The sequence below is a fragment of the Flavobacterium sp. 9 genome (genome assembly GCF_002754195.1).
In the GTDB taxonomy this organism is placed as follows: Bacteria; Bacteroidota; Bacteroidia; order Flavobacteriales; family Flavobacteriaceae; genus Flavobacterium.
Genome location: NZ_PEEU01000001.1, coordinates 5,636,541 through 5,658,092, shown reverse-complemented (window position 1 = coordinate 5,658,092; position 21,552 = coordinate 5,636,541). Strand labels below are relative to the sequence as shown.

The following is a 21,552-nucleotide window of genomic DNA, read 5'->3' as shown; positions in this document are numbered from 1 at the left end:
CTAAAATAAATTTTATCTTTCCATCAACCAAAAACAGACTATTAATTGAAAGCAATTAAAAACAAACTAGCCGCAATTCTTTTAGCTCTTATTACTTTATCTTCTTGCAAGAATGATGAAAAAACAGCTGATAATAACGCAAATACAAGCATTAAAAAAGATAGTACCAAAATAGATGCTAGTCCTAAAATGTCGACTATATTTTCTATTGCTAATTCTAATAATACTGAAGTAATTAAAATATCGGGTAACGAAGACGCAGCCACCGACGATGATAAATTTTTGTTTTCCGGAGATAAAGTTGTACTGATAATTTCAAAATTTAAAAAAAGCAAAGAGAACTTAAAATTAATTCAAACAGATACTTTATTAAAAATTGAATATTCTCTTGTCAATATCGATCCCCAACTTTTTTTAAGAAAGAAGATTCAAAATGTAGACTATTTTCTATTTGCAGTACAGAAATCTCCAATGGGTAATGGAGATCCTGGTTTGTATTTGAGTTTTATAATGTTAAACATGAATACTCTTAAATTCTATACATTAGAATATATTGGAGAAAATACAGTAAGATCCGGAGAAGCAGTTGATGGCAATTTCGAAGAAAATAAAACTTTAGATTCTAATCCTGCAATCAAGAAAGAATTATATGATTTCGCGAATCAAAGCAAATGGATTTACAAACCAACGGGAAAAGAAAAAGACATTAATTATTATACGAATTTTGAGCAAAAATGGTATTCAGATAATGCTCCAAAAAACGGGAAATCGCCTGATATTATAACAAGCACATACTATTCTGAAGATTTATTTAAACTTAATGGCGAATATGATAAAGACCAGGTTACCGAAAATGAATCTTTCAAAATTGTCACTTATTTTAGACACAACGTTATAGGATATGACAAAAACAAAAAATTGTACTTTCCTATTATTGTGGAATCCTGTGCTCATGGATGCGCTAAAACAATAGAATTTGTATCTGAAAATGAAATAGAAGTAACTTACGAAATGAATGTTCAGGAACCTTATACAATTGATTTGAATACTATTAAGTTCTTAAATAATCCTTTATAAGAGCTAGATATCTCTAAATGTTTTTTCCAAAAAAAAGCACCTGTTTTTCGACAGGTGCTTTTTTTCTTTGTCCTAATGTATTAGGCTACTACAACATTTACAGCATTAGGTCCTTTTTTACCTTCTGCTATGTCATAACGTACTTCATCGTTCTCACGTATATTTTCTGATAAACCTGAAACATGAACAAAAATTTCACTTCCACCATTTTTTGGTGTAATAAAACCAAAACCTTTTTCTTCATTGAAGAATTTTACTGTACCTTCTTGCATCTTAATAATTATTTGTTGGTGTAAATATATTAATTTTAACAGTACAAAACTGAAAAAGAACGAATTAGACCTAAACAATATATAAATTGTAACATAACTAAGCTAAATACCTCACATTTTTATAGTCTCATAACATCGCGATAACTTAAAACAAACTTAAGCTTTGAATCAAACTATCTGGATATCAATCCTATTTTGCATTTATTAATATGATAATTTTGAGAAACTTAAAAATACGAATTATCTTTAGCTGCAGATTTCCCATTCTCAAAACACACTTAAAATGGCACAATTAAATTCAAAAGTAGACGGATATATTGCAAAATCGGAAGACTTTGCAAAGCCAATCCTCGAATATCTACGACAAATTATTCATGAAACCTGTCCGGATGCAGCGGAAGATATTAAATGGGGAACTCCTCATTACTCATACAAAGGCGACCATTTATGTATGATTGCGGGTTTCAAAAACCATTGCTCTTTCAGTCTGTATAAAGCAGAATTCATGAAAGACAAAGAAATCGTAGAAAGTGTAAAAGCCGGAAAGAAATTTGGCTATATGGATAAACTGAAATCTGTTTCTGAATTACCATCAAAGCAAGTTTTGGTTTCATTTCTTAAAGAAGCAATGACAATTAATGAGAATGGAATCAAAAAAGAAAAGCCTGTATCTGACAAACCAAAAGTGTTTGAAACGCCAGATTATTTAACAGAAGTGCTTAACGCAAATAAACAAGCAAAAGAGGTTTGGGAATCGAAATCAGATTCTTTTCGCAAAGATTATTTAGTTTGGATAATCGACGCTAAAACAGACGCTACAAGACAAAAACGAATAGAACAATCTCTGGAATGGATTGCCGAAGGAAAAGGCAGATTCTGGCAATACGCAAAGAAATAATTTTATAAAATAAAAAACCTCCAAAATCAAATGACTTTGGAGGTTTTTATTTATTTATTCTTACGAACTTCTTTATTTGGCTTTTCTATTGTAGCATTAACCGGTTCTTCTGTTTTGTTTTGAAATAAGCTTGAAAAGAAACTTTTTTTCGATGTTAGGTTGATTCTAGGATCAATAATAGGGTTTATAATTTTCATAATGGTTTGGTTAAATTCGGTTTAGTAAATTATATAGTAAAAGTTTTTGCCAAAATAATAAAATTTTATGATTCTGAAACAACTTGTATTAAATTTTACCTAAACTATTTGAGAGATTAGCAAAATAGCTATAAAAAAGACGATAGAAAATACCATTAAGTTAATGGTTCTGTCTTTATTCTTCAATGATTTATTTGACATATAAAGTTTAGTAATCTCTTTGTTTCTTGTTTTATTTGCTTTCATATTTCTAATAATTTGATGGTGTTTTGGGACTATATAAGTTTATTTCAAAACCATAAAAAACAAACGCTATGCCAAACCACTCCAAAACACCACAAATTACTGACTAATAAATAATTACAAAACCAAATCTTTATATACTTTATATTTTCTTATCAAAATGATACGATACGCCTTCCAAAATGAAAGGCATTTATTATTTTTTTACTTTAACGCAATGTCACTATGTTAAGCTTACTTACACAATTATGACGAGAAAATTTTCTCGCAAAGTCACAAAGAAGCCAAATTTATATCCTTCATTTAAGTCTTCGCAACTTCGCGACTTTGCGAGAGATTCATTCAATGCAGTGCTAAAATATTTTCCTTTACTTAATGACATTGCGCTTTAACGCAGCTGCATAAGCTCAGAATCTATTAGAGACGTTTTACAATCAAATTTTAATCTTGCTAACTTCCCTTTGTAATATCTCGCCAATAAATCGTAAACTACAAACTCATTGGTACGATTGCGTCCCATAAAAAGTCTGTCTAAATTCATGTGCAACAAACTTGAAAGTAATCCGCCTAATTTTACTTTTAATTCGTTTTGATCTCTTAATTTTAGAATTTCATCCACAATTAATTGATTAGATTGACTTCGAATCTGAAGTAATTCTACAATTGGATAATATTCTTTTTCTTCTTCATTATTCGAATCCAGAATATCTTCTAGTTGACTTCGTAATGTTCTGAATTTCTGATTCAAAGTTCTTTTTAACTCTTGTTTTCCGCCGTGTTCTTTAAAAAAAGAATTACTAAGCATTTCTATCAAATTATACTTTTCTTCTAATGTCAATCTAAAATCATTCAAAAATTCATCGACTGATCGAATTGCCATTTGCCATCTAATTGTTCCGCCATTATCAGCATCAATCATTTCCAGCATATCCATAACAAATACGCTGTCATTATAAAACAATTGTTCGGCAAGTTCAATGCTATTATCGCCATATCGATCTAATTCTCGCTTGTATGTATCAACTTGAATTTTAGATATAATATGTTGGTCTAATAATGGTTCTAATTCGGTATTTATAAGCTGTAATATTTCGCCATACTTTTCGAAATTAGTAATATGCAATCTAAATCTTAGATGAATATCAGGATCTGCATATCTGATAAAAAACCATTGATCAATACTATTTTCGCTTAAAAGCTTTTCGGTTATATATTTTATTTTTTCCGATAAAATAGAATCGGCAGTTTTTACACCACAATAAATTTTATAATACAACCATTCGCTTCCAATGCCAAATGTTTGTTTGGTTGCAAAAGTCTTCTTTTCTACAACTTTTTGTGATTCCTTTTTAGTGGTTTCATTTAGTACAATTGCAATGCATTCGTTTGCGAACTCTGCTCCTTCTGTGTCTTTAATTAGTGCCGAATCTTTTTCGAATAAATACTCAAATATGGTAAGTTGATCCCTATTTTTTACCATATCTATAAAGGTGTCAACCGCTATTGGATTATCCGTTGAAATCAATAATTCGTTATCATATTCAATTACTAAAAACTTGTTTGGCAATTCAATTCGTTCTTTTAAATCAAAAAAGAACTTTTGTTTTTCAATATTCGTTGCTGTTTTATTCTGAAATGGTTCTAAATCATGCTTATTTAATTGCCATGTTGCCGGACTTAAAACTGAATTTTGATATTCGACTCTTGGCAAAAAGCTAAATTGATTCGTCAAAACTCCCCAATTGAAACCTAAAGCTGTTTTTGCAAAATATTGAGTTTGTAAATCACCTAAAAAATGATAAACCGGTAAACTATTATTGCTGTGATTATGTGCATTTCCCATACGGGGAATAATTTCTTTTTTTAGACGATTGTCGAATAAAATAATTTTATCGTCTTTTAATTTCAGCACTAAATCTTCCATTTTAACCTGAAATTCATCATCAACAGAACTTTTGGCTAAATAAGGAATTTCATAATCCCGAAAAGCTGGTCGCGATAAAACATTTCCGGTTCTGCTTTCGGGTAAATGAACTATTTCTGCCAGGATTTTATCAGGCATTTGTTGCTGTTCAAATACTGCAATTTCTTTAACAATATTTTCGAGTTTTTTACTGCCGCCCGCAAATCTGCCAAGCAAATTTATAGCGCTGCTATTACCTGTACCTGAAATCGCAATTTTATTAATTTCGGCATTAAGTACTTTAAACATTATTGAATAAGAAGAAGTTAATACTGAATCTGAAAAATCGATTCCTTTAAAATCTGATTCGCTAATTTCAATAACTTTTTTATTTTCTTTAATGCTGCTAATAATTAATTTCAGTAAATGCGGCTGTACAGAATCCCATTTTATTTCCTGCTCCTTGCTTGTAACATCTGCATAAATAGTATCAATTAAATCATTAATTCCATTGTTGTCTTTTTGCGGATATCCAATTCCTGTTTCTGTATCTAATGCCAGTAATAATGGGATCTCCTTGCCTTCGTAATAATCCTCAAATCTGGTTTTAAAGTTTTCGAGATTTGAATTTATTTCCGGTGGTGTAATTTTGTTTAAAAACGAAATCGCATTCTGTAATTGTGTCTGTATTGTTTTGTTCAAAGTCGCAGTCTCGGCTTCTTTATACAAATCAATCTGAAACAAGTTTGTTTCACTCAATTCAGGCAGAATGATTTTTAATTTTTGATGGATACTCTTATAGGCATCAATAGAATTGAAAAGTGATGTGTCATTAATTTCAATTAATTCATCGACTGAATCGAGTAAATTAATTAAATGCTTTAGTTCATTACCAGGATTTATTTTAAAGATATTGTCCAGATTTTCAAGCAATCTTGAGAAATAATCTTCTCCGGTAATTGTAGGCTCAAATTCATTTATAAGCAATTGTGAAGCAATTATTTCTTCAACAAAATCATTGGCTTCTTCAAAACTAATTTCGTCATTAATCAATAAATGAACGAGATCATCCTGATTTAATCCGTTTTTGCTTTGTTCTAAAATAAGATCCAGATAAGGTGAATAATCAACTTTATTTAATTTATGAAAACGACGATTATTAAGATAATAATATTCGATATAACGATAACAATCTCCAACTAAATAGATACTTGCGTTAGGAAAATATCTTAAATGAGGTTTAATAAAAGATTGTTTTGTTATTTCCTGTGCAATCCAAAAAAGCACATTCATGTCTAAACGAGTTCTGCGATTCAGGGTTTTATTTAAATCTTTACTAAGCTCAATTTTATTTTCGTCAGACCAATTACCAATACTCAAACCTGCAAATAAACCAAATGGTGTGCAACGATTACTTGCACGACTTTGATATTTGTACAACGAATTATTGATTTTCTTTAGATCCTTATTATCAGTAATAGGTTTATTAAGATGTTTTCTAAATTCTTCATAAAATGCCGGTGATGCCACATATAATGCTTCCAAAAAATTAGTTTCATTAATTTTTTGTTCTGTGCTATAAAATGGCGAGCGAAAAATAAAGTGAGAATGAAATTTCATATAATTATGATAATAATAATGTCCTGTCCCATCTTGGTTCAATATTACTGATTGCACTAATCAAAGAAAGTCCGATACCGGAAACTCCTTCAAACAAACCAAATTCATTTACTAATGGCTCATCTTTACCGTGAAATTGCTTATATCCGGCAATTCCATCAGGATGTTCCGCTTTTTCTAAAGTGATTCCGTACCAATATTCGGCAGTTTCTCTGTATAATTCGATATTAGTATAATTATAGATTCTTGCGTAAATATGTGCAATACCAGCGCTTCCGTGGCAAATGCTTGCATCAAAAACCGTATATGTATGAACATCCCTTTTTGAGGAATGTTTGGTAAATATTTCTAATGCAAATTCTACTAATTCTCTTTTGTCAAAATATTTAGCATATTGAAAAATTGCCATTGCAACTCCTAAATCACCATAACACCAAGCCAGATTACTGTCGGTTTTATCATTATTTACTAATTGACTTGGAAAATAAAATTCTGACGAAGCATCAAATCTAACGCTTAGCAAAAAGTCAATACTTTTATTTAAGTATTTTAATAGTTTAAAATCTTTCTTTCTGTCAAATAATTTTAGCAGAACAAGAATTATAGACGGAACTCCATGTGCGAGTCCAAAAGAATATCCTTCTGTAGGATGTTCATCTTTTGCCAATGTAAAATCAACTTTCCATTTTAAAAAATTTGGATCATTTTCTTTTATTCTATCTATCGAAGCTAGCCAGGCATCAAATAAATAATCATATTTGGACCCTATATTTTGTTCTAAGAGACTAAATACAACGCCTGTATTACCGTGCAAAAAATCTAAAGAAGTATCATTAGAAATAAATTCATGAAAAATTGAATAGTCAAAATCGCTGATGTTATCCTCAAAATCAAAAAAATCTTCTTTCTCTAAATGATAAAGCGTATGCAAAATTCCGGCGATTCCAAAAGAGAAATTCAAATTATCAGGCTCCTGAAAATAATCAAATAACTCCTGAACATAAGCTTCACTTTCATTCAGGCGCTCTTTATGCTTAGAATGATAAGCCATGAATAATACCAATCCTGATTGTCCTAAAAACAAAGAACAATCTGATTCATCGTAAGTGTCGAAGGATTTTGAAATTTCCTTTAGTTTTTTCTCCACTTTACTTACTAAATCCTCGTTTTTTATAATTTTATTCCACATTTGTTATACAATTAAATATCACCGAATTCTTAAAATAATTTTAATGATGCTTTCAATATTAAAAATATGGGCATTCACATTTTCTAATGAATTATTACATTTTTTTATAATTTCATTTTCATTTGATCTTATAATTTAACACCTTCCCATTTTTCAAGGTTAAAACAGGAAGGTGTCTCAAAGTATTAAAAACCAAAAAATCTTAGTAAGTACATAAAAATCCACAAGTATAAACAGTTGATTTTGTTGTAGATGGTTTTTCAGTTTGTCCACCACCAACAACTTTAGTCATTTGCTCATTATTTAATTTTGCAACGGTAACTTTGTTCAGAGTTAATTTACCTACGAATTTTACTTTTTTCATGTTAATTGTTTTTTATGTTTTTTTGTATCGCTCCTTCACGTGGTTTATGCGGTTTAAGGTTTTCTCCTTTATGTTCCCTCAATTCTAAAAAATTGCAACCAACCCTTCTCTAACATTAATCATGTGTACTTGATTTTTGTTAAAAAAGCAAATAATTGATAATTTTTATCAAACATATAAAGAAGAGATGAATTGTATACATAGCAAAAACAACCTTTAACAAAGAAGGTTGTTTTTAGATAAATATTGTTAATTTTTGGAAAGTGGTTTTAGATAAACCCTTGTTTAATGGCTTCTTTGACCAAACCGGAATCGTCTGTCACGTCAAAGGCTCTTTTCATTCTGATAATGCGTTTTTGGATTGCACTTGTAGTCAAAAAGATAACTCCTTCGAGTTCTTTTACTTTAAAACCTTTGGATAAATAAAATAGAATCTGACGGTTATAATCTTCGACCATCAACTCTTTTTTCCAGATGTCGTTAATGCAGTTTTGTACTGTAATACTTTTATATGAATTGCCTTGTAAAACCTCTGCTACAGCTTGTTGCAATTTTTCAGGCGTAATATCATTTTTTATGATAAGTCCATCTAATCGCACATTTTTGTAGAGTTCATAAACAACGAGAACTTCGGTATGTGCGGTGATCATAATGATTTTGCAATTGGGCATGATTTCTTTAATAAAACCAGCCAAATCACTTCCTGACAGAATAGATTTTTCTTCATATCCCGGCAAACCTTTATCAATTATAGCAATGTCAAATGATTCTTTGGTCAGTGAAGTTTTCATAAGACAATTGTAAGCTTCCTCGCAATTATGGGCTTTTGAAAAAATAGGAGAATTTAATGCAAAAGGTGCCATTGAGAGTGCATTTATATAACCTTCTACGGTCATTGGATGATCATCTACTATGAGTACATTCATTCAAACATTTTTTTAAACTTTAACAAAACAAGCAGTTTTTCTGCAACAAAAAAAATATTTACTTGCCTAGCTTGCAGCTTTTTATTCTTATTGTAATTTAATGCGATTTTCTTTTCTTCTTATCGACGACAATGCCACTAATGTCAAAGGAACTTTGGAACTCTTTGACAATTTCCCTAATTATTTTTGCGCTGGTGTTGTCAAAGATAGTCAATCAGCGATAAACCAAATTATAAAAATAAAACCACAATTGGTATTTTTTCGCATTTCTGCTAAATCTAATGATGCTAATGCATTCTTTAAAACCGTAACAGAGTTATTTCAGTATCTGGATTACATTCCGTATTTCATTGCCTTGGCTTCAACGCCTGATTATGCGCTTAGTGCCATACAATCCGGATTTTCAGATTATATGATTGAACCTTTGCATTTGCACGAATTAGGGAAAATGTTGTTTAAATTCGAAAAAAGAAATCCTCCAAATGTTGTCTCTACAATTTGTATTAAATCTTATAGCGATTATCAATTTGTTGATTTACAAAACATCACTTATTTAAAAGCAGACAATAATACTACTGATATTCAAATGGATAACGGCAAAACGGTTAATGCCTATAAAACGCTGAAACATTTTGAAGGCACTTTGCCATTTTATTTTCTTAGAATTCATAAAAGCTACATCGTAAACATCAATCATGTATCGAGAATACATTTGAGCAAATCAAAATGTTATCTTAATTACAATGAAATATTGCCATTTTCATTGACGTACAAAGACAATGTTGATGCAATAATCAGGAAAATCAATATTTAAGATTAGTCTTTTTATAATTCTCTAAAAACAGAAATTTCAAATACTCCTATTTCACCACGCAGATTCTACTTAAAACTATTCTGGTAAACAGGCTCACTATAACGTGCCTAAAATTCAACAATCTGTCTCTTATAACCGTTTAATTTGCAACAGATTTAAACCAAAGAAGCTTCTAAAAATTGGTATTAAAAATGGGGGAACATCTGCTTTTATGCAGTGTCATTTTTAATATTTCAGAATGGTCAATTCCCGACTTTTCTTAAAAAAGGTATTCCGTTGTGGATAATGCCCAAATAAACCATTTTCTAATTTTTAACTATTTTCTAATGAAAAAACTAATAACTACTTTCGGCTGTTTAACAGCAATTATTTTAATGTCATCTTGTACTGCAGACAGTGTTGAAGGACCAAATACTGAAGCTCTGAATAAAGAAACTAAGGTAACTCCTCCAGCCAACCCAAATACTACGGCTAAGCCTTTATTAGATGGCGTGGATGATAAAGATAAAGCTCAAGGATAAGATTTTTTAATTAATAACCAGATAATACTATTATTATCTGGTTATTAATATTTATTTTTGGAAGTATAACCACTATGTCCAAAACAATTGAAAGCAAGCTTTAAAATAGTACTGCTAATTATTTTTTTTCAAATTACAGCGTGCGAAGATGCACACAAAACTGACGAATTAAAAAAAAATGTTACCATCGCTCTAAAAAACCTTGATTCTTCATCAGCGGGAAATGACGAAAAAGATAAAATAATTGACACACTCTACGATCAATTATTAGAACATAAAAACGATTCGATCAATAGAAATCTTTATTTCAAAATTGCAAGTAAATATTATAGCATCGATAAATACAGCAAATTTCTGATTGTTGTTAAAAACGTCCATAATTTATCTGTCGAAGCAAAAGACGATTCTCATATCGCAAAATCATTGTATTATTTTGGAGATTATTATGACGAAGAATCACAATTGGACAGTGCTTTTAATTACTATTCTCAATCTGAAAAAGTATATTCTCAAATAAAAGATACGCTAAACATTGGCAGAACAAAATTATACAAAGCCGGAATTTTGTTTGATGCCGGAATCTTTTCTGAAAGTGAAACACAAGCTGTAGAAGCTTTGAGATTACTTATAAAAACTAATAATACACGACTAATTTATGAATGTTATGTAATATTGGCGATTTCACTAAAAGAGCTAAATAACAGTACTGAATCTCTAAAATATTTTGACCTTGCTCTAAAACAATTAGAAAAACAGGAAAGAGAAGGCTATCCTAAAAGCAAAATCGAAAAATCGAGAGTATCTTGTTTTAACAATATCGGAAGAGTTTACGAAAAACTTAAAAACTATCCCGAAGCAATTCGTTTATACAAAAAAGGCCTGAAAATAAAGGACATAAAAAACAAACATCCAAAATCTTATGCGATGTTATTGGATAATCTTGCCTACTCAAAAATGAAAATTGGCGATTTTAAAGGTGTTGATAAACTTCTGTTTGAGTCCTTAAAAATAAGAGATAGCCTTGATGTTGCAATTGGTATAGCATCGAGTAAAATTAATATTGGTGAATATTATCTTTATAAAAAGGATAAAACCAAAGGATTGGCTTATCTGAAAGAAGGGCTTAAATTGTCTAAAGAAATCAAAAGCAATCTGCATACAATTGAATCATTGAAGTTGTTAATGGCGAATGATTTAGAAAACAAAAACGTTTATACTTCTCAATATTTAAAAATTAATGACAGTCTGCAGAAAGTCGAAAGAATTACAAAAGACAAATTTGCAAGAATAGAATACGAAACGGATCAGGTCGAAGAAAAAAATGAGATTTTATCCCGTAGAAACACCATTATTATAATTAGTTCCGCGGTTATAATTCTCTTTTTAGGAATCTTTATAATTATATTTCGTTTAAGAGTAAAAAACAAAGAGCTTTCTTTTATAAAAGAACAACAAGAAGCGAATGAAAGAATTTATCAGCTTTTGCTGAAACAGCAATCAGAAACGGAATGTGTACGTAATGAAGAGAGAAATCGTATTGCAATGGAACTTCACGACGGAATTGTAAACAGTGTTTTTACGACGCGTTTTAATCTGATTCAATTGGATTCTACCCAAAATGATAAAAAAGAACAACTTGTAAAAGAGCTCGAAAAAACAGAGAATGAAATCAGAAGAGTTTCTCATAATTTAACCCAAAACCAACTTTTTGAAGATAATAGTTTTACTGATGTAATTAAAAATCTGGTAGAATCTCAACAAAATCAATACAATACAAAGTTTGATTTCTCGGTTGATAAACTCATAGATTGGTCGCCGGTTTCAAGTACTAATAAAATACATATTTATCGCATTATTCAGGAAGCTTTGCAAAACAGCAATAAATATTCTAAAGCCGAAAGATGTTATATAATGCTTTTAAAAACCGGAGATAAAATTACGATTCGCATTTGGGATAACGGAATTGGATTTAATATCGAAAAAATAAAAGAAGGTATCGGATTGCGAAACATAAAAGAAAGAGCGAAATCACTAAACGGAGAAATGAAAATAATATCCGAATCAGGAAAAGGAACTACTATAGAAGTGATTTTTTAAAGCTGATTTCTACGATGTTTTTAATCTCGCAAAGGCGCTAAGACGCAAAGTTCAAACACAATATTGTCATTTCAACGGAGGAGAAATCTCCGCGAGAAGCACCACAAAGATTGAATTTGCGTTGCGGAGTTACTTGTGGAGATTTCTCCTCCGTCGAAATGACAAACCTTTGCGATTTTGCGTCTTTGCCAATATAAACTCCAGCTAAAGCTGGAGCCTATTCAAAAAAATTGTGTTTAAGCTTTGCTTTTAAAAATCCTGAACCAATAGAAATACTACAGATTTTGAATTTTTATTTCCACAAGAAAAAAAGTATGATAATAAGCCTAAAAGTGGATTATTAATCACCTCTTATTTCACCATTTTTCTCTAACTTAGCGCTGTAGATCTTAAAATATAAGATTAAAACTAACTTTTTTTGATAACGAACTGAAAGAAAATGGATTACTATTTTCTTTGGTTTCTATTTAGAAAAGCATTTTATAATAATTTTAGTTAATTGAAAACTATGAACAAATTTGATTTTGGAATTGTAGGACTCGGTGTAATGGGGCGTAATTTACTTTTGAATATTGCGAGTCATAACTTTGCTGCAGCAGGTTTAGATTTAGATACTGAGAAAGTTAATTCACTTCAACAGGAAGCTGATCCTGATCATATAATTGAAGCGACTACAGATGTTAAACATTTTGTATCGCTTATTCAACAACCAAGAGCGATTATGTTGCTGGTTCCTGCGGGGAAACCTGTTGACAGCGCAATAGCAAGTTTATTGCCTCATCTTGATAAAGGAGACATTATAATTGATGGTGGAAATACTTTTTATACAGATACTGACAGAAGATTTTTAGAATTATCTGCTCAGGGAATTCATTTCTTTGGAATGGGAATTTCAGGCGGAGAAAAAGGTGCGAGATTTGGTCCTGCAATGATGCCGGGCGGTGATCAGAAAGCATACGAAAGACTTCGTCCTATTTTTGAAGCTATTGCAGCAAAAGTTGATGGAGAACCTTGTGTAGAATATCTAGGAAACGGTTCTGCCGGAAACTATGTAAAAATGGTTCATAACGGAATCGAATACGGAATTATGCAGTTGATCTCTGAGATTTATGACTTGATGAAAAGAGGTTATAATCTTGATGAAGAAACGATTCAGAAAACTTTTGAAGAATGGAACCAAACGCACGAACTTAAATCTTATTTGATCGAAATTACCGGAAGTATCTTAAAAGAAAAAGACGAAGACGGAAGTCCGTTAATCAATAAAATTTCGGATTGGGCAAAATCTAAAGGTACAGGAAAATGGACTTCTCAAAACGCAATGGATTTGCAAGTTCCGATTCCAACAATCGATGCAGCAGTTTTTATGCGTGATATGTCTAAAACTAAACCGGAAAGAATTGAAGCTGCTAAGAAATTAACTTGGGACGCTGCCAAAACTGACGTAAATACAAGTGAAGCAATTGCTGCATTAAAATCGGCTTTATATTTTTCTATCGTTGTGACTTATGCACAAGGATTAGCACAGCTTCACACCGCTTCTAAAGAATATAATTACGGATTAAATCTTGAAACTGTTGCCAAAATATGGCGCGGTGGATGTATTATTCGTGCTGCAATTTTAGAAGATTTCAGAAAAGCATATGTTGCAAAATCTGATTTACCAAACTTACTTTTAGATTCTGGAATCGCTTCAGAATTAACAAACAACCAAACAGGAATGAGAGCAGTTATTCAATTTGCTGTTCAAAAAGGATTACCTGTAGCCGGACTTATGAATTCATTGGCTTATTTTGATGCTTACAGATCAGAAAATCTTCCAACAAATTTAATTCAGGCACAAAGAGATTATTTTGGAGCGCATACTTACGAACGTACTGATGTTCCGGGTGTCTTTCACACAAAATGGTCTGAATAAAGAACTGTAAACAACACAACGACAACACACACAAATGGGTAAGTTCAAAAATATAAATCCAACAATCATTGTGATTTTTGGAGGAACCGGAGATTTAGCGAAAAGAAAACTCTTTCCTGCATTTCAAAATCTTTATCTTGACGGACGTATGTCTGATAAGTTTGAGATTATTGCACTGGGAAGAGCCGAAAAAAGCAACGAAGAATTCCGTAGTTATGTCTTAGAAAATCTGGAAACCTTTTCGAGAAAAAAAGGACTTTCGGATCCTGAAACTCAAAAATTTCTTTCACATATAAGTTATCACAGTCTTGATATTGACAAAGAAGAATCTTATCAAAGTTTAAACGACAAGATAAACAGTATCGATGAAGCGTTTGGAGAACGTGCCAATCGTTTATTTTACCTTTCGATTACGCCTTCTTTTATTACTACAATTTCAAGTAATATTAAAAAAATTGGTCTTGCAGCTAATCCAAAACAAGATCGTATTATTATCGAAAAACCTTTTGGTTACGATAAAACTTCTGCAATTGAATTGAATGCAATGCTTTCGCAGACTTTTCAAGAAGAACAAATTTATAGAATCGATCATTATTTAGGTAAAGAAACGGTACAAAACATTTTGGCTTTTCGTTTTGGAAACTCAATGTTTGAACCTTTATGGAGCCGTAATTTTATTGATTTTGTTCAAATAACAGTTGCCGAAGAAGTTGGTGTTGAAGAACGCGGTGGCTTTTATGAAGGCGTTGGTGCATTAAAAGATATGATTCAAAACCATTTGCTTCAAATTTTATGTATGACCGCTATGGAAGCTCCGGCTTCACTAGAAGCAGATGATATTAGAAACCGTAAAGCTGATGTTTTAAAATCAATTCGCCGCATTAAACCTGATGAAGTTGATCACTATATTGTTCGCGGTCAATATGATGCAGGATTGATAAAAGGAAAACCAGTTGTAGGATATCGTGAAGATAAAGGAATTGCTCCGGATTCTAATACCGAAACCTACGTTGCCATGAAAATCTATCTGGATAACTGGAGATGGCAGGGAATTCCGTTTTATTTGCGTACCGGAAAAAGAATGAAAGAAAAACAATCTTCTATAATTATACAGTTTAAACCAGTTCCGCATTCTGCATTTTCTTATGGAAAAGAAGGAATGACGCCAAACAGACTTATTATCAATATTCAGCCGGCAATGGATATCAAGTTGCAGTTTATGACCAAAAAACCTGGACTGTCACTTTCATTAAGACCTGCAGAAATGATATTTGATTATTTCTCTTGCTCTACAATGTCACCGGAAGCTTATGAAACGCTTATCGCCGATGCTTTGGCGGGAGATCCTACTCTATTTATGCGTTGGGATCAGGTAGAACAAGCTTGGGATGCAATTGATACGATTCAACAAGTTTGGAAAACTACGGCGCCAACCAATTTCCCTAATTACAAAGCAGGAAGCTGGGGACCTGAAGAAGCTGACGAACTTTTAGCACGTCAGGGTCACAAATGGATTCCAAACATACAAACGAAAGAAGAAATTTTAGATGATAAAGATTTACAATAATACAGAAGAAATTAATACTACAGCTGCCGATATTTTCGTAACAGCTGCACAAAAAGCAATTGCAGAGAAAGACAAATTTACCGTTGTACTTACGGGAGGTTCTTCTCCTGCAGGGATTTACAAATTATTAGCTTCTGATGCTTACAAAACAAAAATTGACTGGAGTAAAGTTTTTGTATTTTGGGGTGATGAACGTTGGGTACCTTTAAATGATGATTTAAGCAATGCAAAAATGTCTTATGCGTCATTATTAAGCCACGTTCCTGTTCCGAAGAAAAATATCTTTGAAATGTACAAAGATGGTGTTACACCAGAAGATTATGCAGCTTCTTACGAACAATCTATTCGAAAAGTTTTGGGCGATGAAGGAAAATTTGATCTTATCTTATTAGGAATGGGCGATGACGGACACACAGCCTCTCTTTTCCCAGGACAAGAAGTATTAAAAGAACAAACAAAATGGGTTGATGCTTATTATCTTGAACCTCAAAAAATGCACCGAATTACGCTTACGGCACCGTTAATAAACAAAGCCGAAAATATCGTAGTTGTAGCTTTTGGAGAGAAAAAAGCACATGCTTTAAAGGAAGTTACAACAGGAAGTTATAATCCTGAAACTTACCCAATGCAATTGATTAAACCTGTTTCAGGAGAATTATTATTCCTTGTGGATAAAAGCGCTGCGGGAACAAACTAAGAAATTGTTTTTATACCCTTATATTAAAAAAGTTTATGCCCATAAAGCATAAACTTTTTTGTTTTTATCAAATTATCAAAGTCTGTTTTATTTCACTGTAAGTGTAAATTCTTTAGACGAAACGGCTTTTCTTTGTTTTATCTTTTCATTATAGAAATAAAAACTAACGGGGCGAAATTTATAACTACCAATCGCTAAAGGCTTTATTTTATAGGTTCTTGTGGCTACAGATTTTATTTTTTCGTCTTCCATAACAGGATCATTTACGATTGTATTCGAAATAACTTCAAATCCTTTGGGAATGTTAAGTTGTGGTAAAATTTCATCTTCTATATAGCCTTCTCCGTAAAGTTGTACAGTAATTTCGAAAATTTTATTCTTTTTGATTATTGTGTATTCAGGAAAAAACACATCTAATTTATAATCGCCATACGATTGAATATCATGAGGAAAATTGGGCGTTTTCTCCATTTTTTTCGACTTAATTTTATTTGAAACTACTGGCAGACTTTTTTCCGAAATTTGGTCAGCGTTTTCATCGTCCTTCGTTGGTTTACTTGTTTTATACTCAACCACTACATTATTATTAATAGAAATTTCGCCTTGGTTTTTAAATCGAATGACGTCTTTCTTTATAACAATACTATTAAACTTTTTCCCATTAATTACCTCTGTATTAACTGATTCACCTGAAGTAATAGCATAAATTAAAAAATCATCAGTGTATTCTTTCTTAAAATCAAAGCCAATCGTTGAAGGTTTTATATCTGCATCAAAATACAATTTGTATTCTATCATTACTGGCTGATAACAAAACGGTGTATAATTGGAAACTTGAGCAAAAACAAAAATCTTACTGTCTTTTTTTGAAGGATCGTTTGTCAAGGTATCTCCTTTTACTATTATGGTAACCGGATCTGTTGCAAAAACTTTATCGTCATATTCAAAAACTGCCCTATCTATAGTTAATTCACCTGTTCTCTTAGGCTTTAAAAGATAAGAAATAATCGTTTTAGAGGTCGTTTTACCATTTAGATAACTTTGTTCTATTTTTGTATCCCGACCCTTATAAATTGTAAAATCTTCAAAATAAGGTTCTCTAAGTGTGACTTCATTACTATTTGCCTCAAAACTAACTCTCAAGATATCAAAGTAGCCAATAATGTCTGTGGAAACTTTAGTGCGAACGGTAATATCTTGCGAAAAAGCAGTTACGGTAAAAAAGGCAAAAAAAATAAGCAATGAAATTTTTACTTTCATAAGGGTAATTTGGTTTTTGGTTGGTTTTATAATAATAAAAGTATGATGTCTAAAGCTGTTCTCCATCAAATAAAAATATTCTAATTGGTCTTTATTATCTCATTTTCATTGACATTACATTCACTATAGGAAGCTAGAAAAGCACCATAAATAGCCTTTTTTAATTTGACAAAATTGGTATTATTCACCGGATCAAAATTTGTCGGACTCTCAAATGTTCCCGCAAGATATATCCTTCCGTCTGTTGTAAGTGCAATACCATGTCCTTTATCATAATCCTTGCCTCCCATAGATTTGGCGTAAATATAATTGCCTTTAGTGTCATATTTCGCCAGAAAAATATCAGCTTCATAACCTGTAGATTCTTTTGTTTGCCCTGGACTTGTCAGCTTGGCAATTTCTGCACTTGGGTCAAAATCAACAGTACCTTCAAAATAGCCCGTAACATATGCATTTCCTGTGCTGTCTACAGCGATAGCATTGCCAATTACACCTCTTCCGCCAGACATACTTTTGGCATAAATATAATCTCCTTCTGCATTATATTTGGCGAGAAACATTCCGCATGGTTCGGGTGTAGATAAAATTGCGGTTCCTATTCCGGGATCAAAATCTGCATCGTCTTCAAAAAATCCGGTAAGGTAGATATTATTGTCACGATCAAGAGCTATAGCTCTACTTTCGTCTTTTGATCTTTCGCTTCCTATATTTTTTACAAAAACGAAATTCCCATAAGAATCATATTTTGCAAAGAAAATATTCTCATCATAAATACTCTTCATAACTTCAACTCCTTTTCCGGGATCAAAATCTGCAGTACCTTCATAATATCCGGTAAGATAAATGTTGCCTTTATCATCATTGGCAATTCCGGAACTGTTGCCATTTATGTTTTTTGCATATACATACTCACCATTTGCATCGTATTTGGCAAAAAATAAATGAACGCCATCTTGACTGGAGAGATTAGCAGTTCCTTTTCCTAAATCAAAATCGCAGATTCCGGCAAAATAACCCGTAACATATACGTTTCCATTATCATCTGCTGTAATAGCTTGTCCATAATCACGCTCTTTTCCGCCTATTGTATTCGCATAAAGTAATCTTCCGTCAGGATCATATTTAGCAATAAAAATATCAAAATCACCTGCACTAGCCTTTTTTATTATTTTTTTCTTAGAATTAAAACTGGCTTTATCTTTAAAGCTTCCGGTAATATAGGCATTCCCATAACGGTCAACAGCAAGTGCGTTACAATTATCATATTCGATTCCGCCTAAAGCACAGGCATATATATATTTTCCGTTGATATCGTATTTTGCTACAAAAACATCTTCTTCGCCGGCACTCGTCAAATTGGCTATTCCTTCACTTGGATCAAAATCGGTTGTTCCGGTAAAGTTACCAACAAGATAGATATTCCCTGAAGCATCGGTTTTTACGCTTTTAGCTTTAACAGAAAATAGCGCATTAGATTCTAATGGATTAATCCAATTCAATTGCAGCGAAGTTTGAGCCTGAATAACAGGCATGAATATAAAAAGAAACATTGGTAAAAGTAATCTGTGTAAAAATCTAGTTTTTAAATTCATAAAATAATTTTAAGAAACAGTTATAGATTGTCAACTTACAGTAATATCAAAAACAACCTTTATTTTTCACCCAAATATAAGTCAGTTTATAGTTTATCTGTACTACTAAAATTAAAAATTAAAGCTTTCAGGAATTTAAAAACCTCATAAAATCATTTCTCACTTTTTAACTTTCATTACTACCAAATTAAACCATAAACTATCGCAAACTAATCTATATATTAGCATTTTTAACAGTGCAATAATTGATAGAATAAAAAAAGTTTCTCCCCTCCCAACCTTTTTAGATTTTAATGTATCTATATAATAAAGAGAACCGAAAAACCATAAAAGATACCACAACATGAATAAATATTACTTCTTAGTATTATCAATTATATTGCTTTCAAATTTAAGCTGTGCACAAACTCCGGATTCTTTTTCGGTAATAGATCCTGTTGTAGATTCTACTTTTGCAATATATCCAAGTGCTGGTTATATGGCTCCGCTTTACATCAAAAACAAAAATTATATTGTTTTTCAAAAAAATGCGAGTGAACGAAAAATTCTAAAAGACGCAGATGTTGAATCTTTTACATTTCCAAGATATAATGACAATGGCCTTTTTGCTTTAGATAAAAATGGTGTTTATTATAATGGAGATTTTATAGCAACTGATACAACCGGATTTAAAATCCTGGCCGAAATCAGGAATACAGAATACCTTGGTCGCCCGGATTTGGTATGGAAAACAAAGTATAAACTTTTTAAAAACAATATCGAGATTACAGAAGATATTGATATCGAAAGTTTCAGATCAGCCAGTTATTCTTCAACACTTTATTTTAAAGACAAAAATCATCTTTATTACAATTTTAAAAAGATAAAAAACGCTGATGTAAATTCACTTTCAGAAACTTTTGAAGCTATTATGTATGACAAAAACTATGTTTATATAAATGGCGAGATTGGTCTGCATAATGGCGATACGCTTCGTTCTGTAAATGATTATTTAATGAAAACTTCAAAAGAAGTATTGACATTAACCCACTGGATTGTTGTTCCAAATATTGATGCAAATACCATTCGACCATTGTCTCGACATTATTCTATAGATAAGAATTTTGTGTATTATGATGGCGAAAAAACTATACTGACAGCAAAAAATCCAGAAAATATAAAAGCTTGGGATCAGGAAAACAGCCGATTTATTTCTGATGGAAAAATGGTTTATGCGGGTGCAAAATATCCATTTCCTGAAGTTGACGCTAAAACTTTTGGAATGATTCCGTTTTCAGATTGGTACTTTGATAAAAATGGAATTTATGAACGTGTATGGAACGAAAAAACGCAAAAATCTGAATCTAAAAAATTCCCATTTGTTTATACTAAAAAAGTCTCGTCCAAAAATACTTTTCTTGGCCAATCCTATCGCTATTTGATATATGAAAATCAGGCTTACGATCTTTCTAAAAAGAAAATGTATAAAAATCTATCTCAGACGCAAATCAATGCAGCAAAAAACGCTAAAAAAGACATCTTCAATTCAGCAGGAAAGAAACTTTACGAATATCAGTTGTATGAATCTGATAAGAAAATTTATATCAATGGCAAAGAAACAACTGCAGATGCTGAAACTTTTGAAAGAATTCTGAATTCTTATAAAGACAAAAATAATGTTTACACTTATTATAGAAGTGACAAGCTTATTCCTATAAAAGGAATTGATGCACAAAGCGTTAAGCCATTTTTTAATTTTCTGGCCGACAAAGATTATATCTACAGTGGCGTCAATAAAGTAATAAAAAATAAGAATACCGAAATATTAGCGGTTATAACAGGAAACAGACCCGGTTGTGGTTTAGATAAAACTCCTTCATCTGATTATTATTTTCTTAAAAATGATGAAGGACATTGGCTTGCTCTAATTTCAGATACAGTTAAGATTAAATATTTAGGAAATAAACCAATTAAAGGTACAGGAAATATTGGTACTCTATATACTCCTCCAGCAATAATCACACCTGAAACTATACTCGAAAATTGGATTTATAATACAGTAGACCTAGATGTACTGCCAGATTATAACGGAGGAATGGCCGCAAGAAATAAGTTTATAGATAAAAACTTTAAGGCACCAAAAGACGAAGGAGAAAAAATTCAAGGGAAAATTTATTTGTATTTTGTAATAGAAAAAGACGGAACAATTACGAATCAAAAAGTAATGAGAGATTATGGTTATGGTTCCGGCGCAGAAGCTTTGAGAGTCCTGAATAAAATGCCAAAATGGATTCCGGGACAGATAAAAGGAAAAACAGTAAGGTGTGCTTATACTACTCCATTCATTATTCAGAAATAAATTAGCATCAAAAATTATTATATCTGTTTATGTTTGAAAAATCATATTCGGTAATTCCC

General features: G+C 31.5%; 17 protein-coding genes. 9 read left to right on the top strand and 8 right to left on the bottom strand.

All coding sequences use genetic code 11. From position 1 onward, the window contains the following. Positions 1-45: 45 nt before the first annotated feature. The gene (locus tag CLU81_RS23625; protein WP_099712073.1) at positions 46-1,077 is read left to right on the top strand and encodes a hypothetical protein; all 1,032 of its coding nucleotides are present in this window, start codon (positions 46-48) and stop codon (positions 1,075-1,077) included. An 80-nt stretch (positions 1,078-1,157) separates the two neighbouring features. On the opposite strand, the gene CLU81_RS23620 is transcribed toward CLU81_RS23625, so the two are convergent. Beyond that, positions 1,158-1,349, bottom strand: a complete 192-nt coding sequence (locus tag CLU81_RS23620; protein ID WP_072958530.1) for a cold-shock protein — start codon at positions 1,347-1,349, stop codon at positions 1,158-1,160. A 283-nt stretch (positions 1,350-1,632) separates the two neighbouring features. Here CLU81_RS23620 and CLU81_RS23615 point away from each other — a divergent pair, with 283 nt between their 5' ends. Further along, entirely contained in the window at positions 1,633-2,247 is a 615-nt protein-coding gene (locus tag CLU81_RS23615; RefSeq protein ID WP_099712072.1) for a YdeI family protein, read from the top strand. A gap of 50 nt (positions 2,248-2,297) precedes the next feature. Here CLU81_RS23615 and CLU81_RS26900 read toward each other — a convergent pair whose 3' ends face one another. The 5 genes from CLU81_RS26900 to CLU81_RS23595 form a co-directional block, all read right to left on the bottom strand. Next, positions 2,298-2,444 carry a hypothetical protein gene (locus CLU81_RS26900; RefSeq protein WP_158235365.1) on the bottom strand — a complete coding sequence of 49 codons (147 nt, stop codon included), beginning with the start codon at positions 2,442-2,444 and terminating at the stop codon, positions 2,298-2,300. 631 nt (positions 2,445-3,075) lie between these two features. Then, on the bottom strand, positions 3,076-6,135 hold the full coding sequence (locus CLU81_RS23605) for a lantibiotic dehydratase (protein ID WP_158235364.1): 3,060 nt from the start codon (positions 6,133-6,135) through the stop codon (positions 3,076-3,078). A 79-nt stretch (positions 6,136-6,214) separates the two neighbouring features. Next, complete coding sequence (locus CLU81_RS23600) at positions 6,215-7,399, bottom strand: lanthionine synthetase C family protein (RefSeq protein WP_099712069.1); 1,185 nt, start codon at positions 7,397-7,399, stop codon at positions 6,215-6,217. A 202-nt stretch (positions 7,400-7,601) separates the two neighbouring features. Beyond that, a complete protein-coding gene (locus CLU81_RS26685; protein WP_144444548.1) occupies positions 7,602-7,763 on the bottom strand; it encodes a class I lanthipeptide in 162 nt (53 codons plus the stop codon). Positions 7,764-8,032: 269 nt separating this feature from the next. Next, a complete protein-coding gene (locus CLU81_RS23595; RefSeq protein ID WP_099712068.1) occupies positions 8,033-8,689 on the bottom strand; it encodes a response regulator in 657 nt (218 codons plus the stop codon). Between the two features lie 100 nt (positions 8,690-8,789). Between CLU81_RS23595 and CLU81_RS23590 the strand changes: the two genes are divergently transcribed. The 6 genes from CLU81_RS23590 to pgl all read left to right on the top strand — a co-directional run bounded on the left by CLU81_RS23590 (position 8,790) and on the right by pgl (position 16,303). Then, complete coding sequence (locus CLU81_RS23590; protein WP_099712067.1) at positions 8,790-9,503, top strand: LytTR family DNA-binding domain-containing protein; 714 nt, start codon at positions 8,790-8,792, stop codon at positions 9,501-9,503. A 326-nt stretch (positions 9,504-9,829) separates the two neighbouring features. Next, positions 9,830-10,024 (top strand): hypothetical protein, encoded by a 195-nt coding sequence (locus tag CLU81_RS23585; protein ID WP_099712066.1) that lies wholly within the window; start codon positions 9,830-9,832, stop codon positions 10,022-10,024. A gap of 87 nt (positions 10,025-10,111) precedes the next feature. Beyond that, on the top strand, positions 10,112-12,121 hold the full coding sequence (locus CLU81_RS23580) for a sensor histidine kinase (RefSeq protein ID WP_099712065.1): 2,010 nt from the start codon (positions 10,112-10,114) through the stop codon (positions 12,119-12,121). A gap of 508 nt (positions 12,122-12,629) precedes the next feature. Next, a complete protein-coding gene (gene gndA / locus CLU81_RS23575) occupies positions 12,630-14,039 on the top strand; it encodes an NADP-dependent phosphogluconate dehydrogenase (RefSeq protein WP_099712064.1) in 1,410 nt (469 codons plus the stop codon). Positions 14,040-14,073: 34 nt separating this feature from the next. After that, a complete protein-coding gene (gene zwf / locus CLU81_RS23570; protein WP_099712063.1) occupies positions 14,074-15,606 on the top strand; it encodes a glucose-6-phosphate dehydrogenase in 1,533 nt (510 codons plus the stop codon). Further along, positions 15,587-16,303 carry a 6-phosphogluconolactonase gene (gene pgl / locus CLU81_RS23565; RefSeq protein ID WP_099712062.1) on the top strand — a complete coding sequence of 239 codons (717 nt, stop codon included), beginning with the start codon at positions 15,587-15,589 and terminating at the stop codon, positions 16,301-16,303. Before zwf ends, pgl begins: the two co-directional genes overlap by 20 nt. 87 nt (positions 16,304-16,390) lie before the next feature. Here pgl and CLU81_RS23560 read toward each other — a convergent pair whose 3' ends face one another. Together CLU81_RS23560 and CLU81_RS23555 are read right to left on the bottom strand one after the other, a co-directional pair. Beyond that, positions 16,391-17,563 carry a BatD family protein gene (locus CLU81_RS23560; RefSeq protein WP_158235363.1) on the bottom strand — a complete coding sequence of 391 codons (1,173 nt, stop codon included), beginning with the start codon at positions 17,561-17,563 and terminating at the stop codon, positions 16,391-16,393. 80 nt (positions 17,564-17,643) lie between these two features. Next, positions 17,644-19,155, bottom strand: a complete 1,512-nt coding sequence (locus tag CLU81_RS23555; protein ID WP_144444547.1) for an SBBP repeat-containing protein — start codon at positions 19,153-19,155, stop codon at positions 17,644-17,646. Between the two features lie 343 nt (positions 19,156-19,498). On the opposite strand from CLU81_RS23555, the gene CLU81_RS23545 reads away from it, so the two are divergent. Continuing rightward, positions 19,499-21,493 carry a DKNYY domain-containing protein gene (locus tag CLU81_RS23545; RefSeq protein ID WP_099712058.1) on the top strand — a complete coding sequence of 665 codons (1,995 nt, stop codon included), beginning with the start codon at positions 19,499-19,501 and terminating at the stop codon, positions 21,491-21,493. The last annotated feature ends 59 nt before the right edge of the window (positions 21,494-21,552 follow it).

Excerpts from the sequence above, each read along its gene's own strand:
- CLU81_RS23620 (WP_072958530.1), bottom strand. The coding sequence starts at position 1,349 with ATGCAAGAAGGTACAGTAAAATTCTTCAATGAAGAAAAAGGTTTTGGT.
- CLU81_RS23615 (WP_099712072.1), top strand. The coding sequence starts at position 1,633 with ATGGCACAATTAAATTCAAAAGTAGACGGATATATTGCAAAATCGGAA.
- CLU81_RS26900 (WP_158235365.1), bottom strand. The coding sequence starts at position 2,444 with ATGAAAATTATAAACCCTATTATTGATCCTAGAATCAACCTAACATCG.
- CLU81_RS23600 (WP_099712069.1), bottom strand. The coding sequence starts at position 7,399 with ATGTGGAATAAAATTATAAAAAACGAGGATTTAGTAAGTAAAGTGGAG.
- CLU81_RS26685 (WP_144444548.1), bottom strand. The coding sequence starts at position 7,763 with ATGAAAAAAGTAAAATTCGTAGGTAAATTAACTCTGAACAAAGTTACC.
- CLU81_RS23595 (WP_099712068.1), bottom strand. The coding sequence starts at position 8,689 with ATGAATGTACTCATAGTAGATGATCATCCAATGACCGTAGAAGGTTAT.
- CLU81_RS23590 (WP_099712067.1), top strand. The coding sequence starts at position 8,790 with ATGCGATTTTCTTTTCTTCTTATCGACGACAATGCCACTAATGTCAAA.
- CLU81_RS23585 (WP_099712066.1), top strand. The coding sequence starts at position 9,830 with ATGAAAAAACTAATAACTACTTTCGGCTGTTTAACAGCAATTATTTTA.
- gndA (WP_099712064.1), top strand. The coding sequence starts at position 12,630 with ATGAACAAATTTGATTTTGGAATTGTAGGACTCGGTGTAATGGGGCGT.
- zwf (WP_099712063.1), top strand. The coding sequence starts at position 14,074 with ATGGGTAAGTTCAAAAATATAAATCCAACAATCATTGTGATTTTTGGA.
- pgl (WP_099712062.1), top strand. The coding sequence starts at position 15,587 with ATGATAAAGATTTACAATAATACAGAAGAAATTAATACTACAGCTGCC.
- CLU81_RS23560 (WP_158235363.1), bottom strand. The coding sequence starts at position 17,563 with ATGAAAGTAAAAATTTCATTGCTTATTTTTTTTGCCTTTTTTACCGTA.
- CLU81_RS23555 (WP_144444547.1), bottom strand. The coding sequence starts at position 19,155 with ATGAATTTAAAAACTAGATTTTTACACAGATTACTTTTACCAATGTTT.
- CLU81_RS23545 (WP_099712058.1), top strand. The coding sequence starts at position 19,499 with ATGAATAAATATTACTTCTTAGTATTATCAATTATATTGCTTTCAAAT.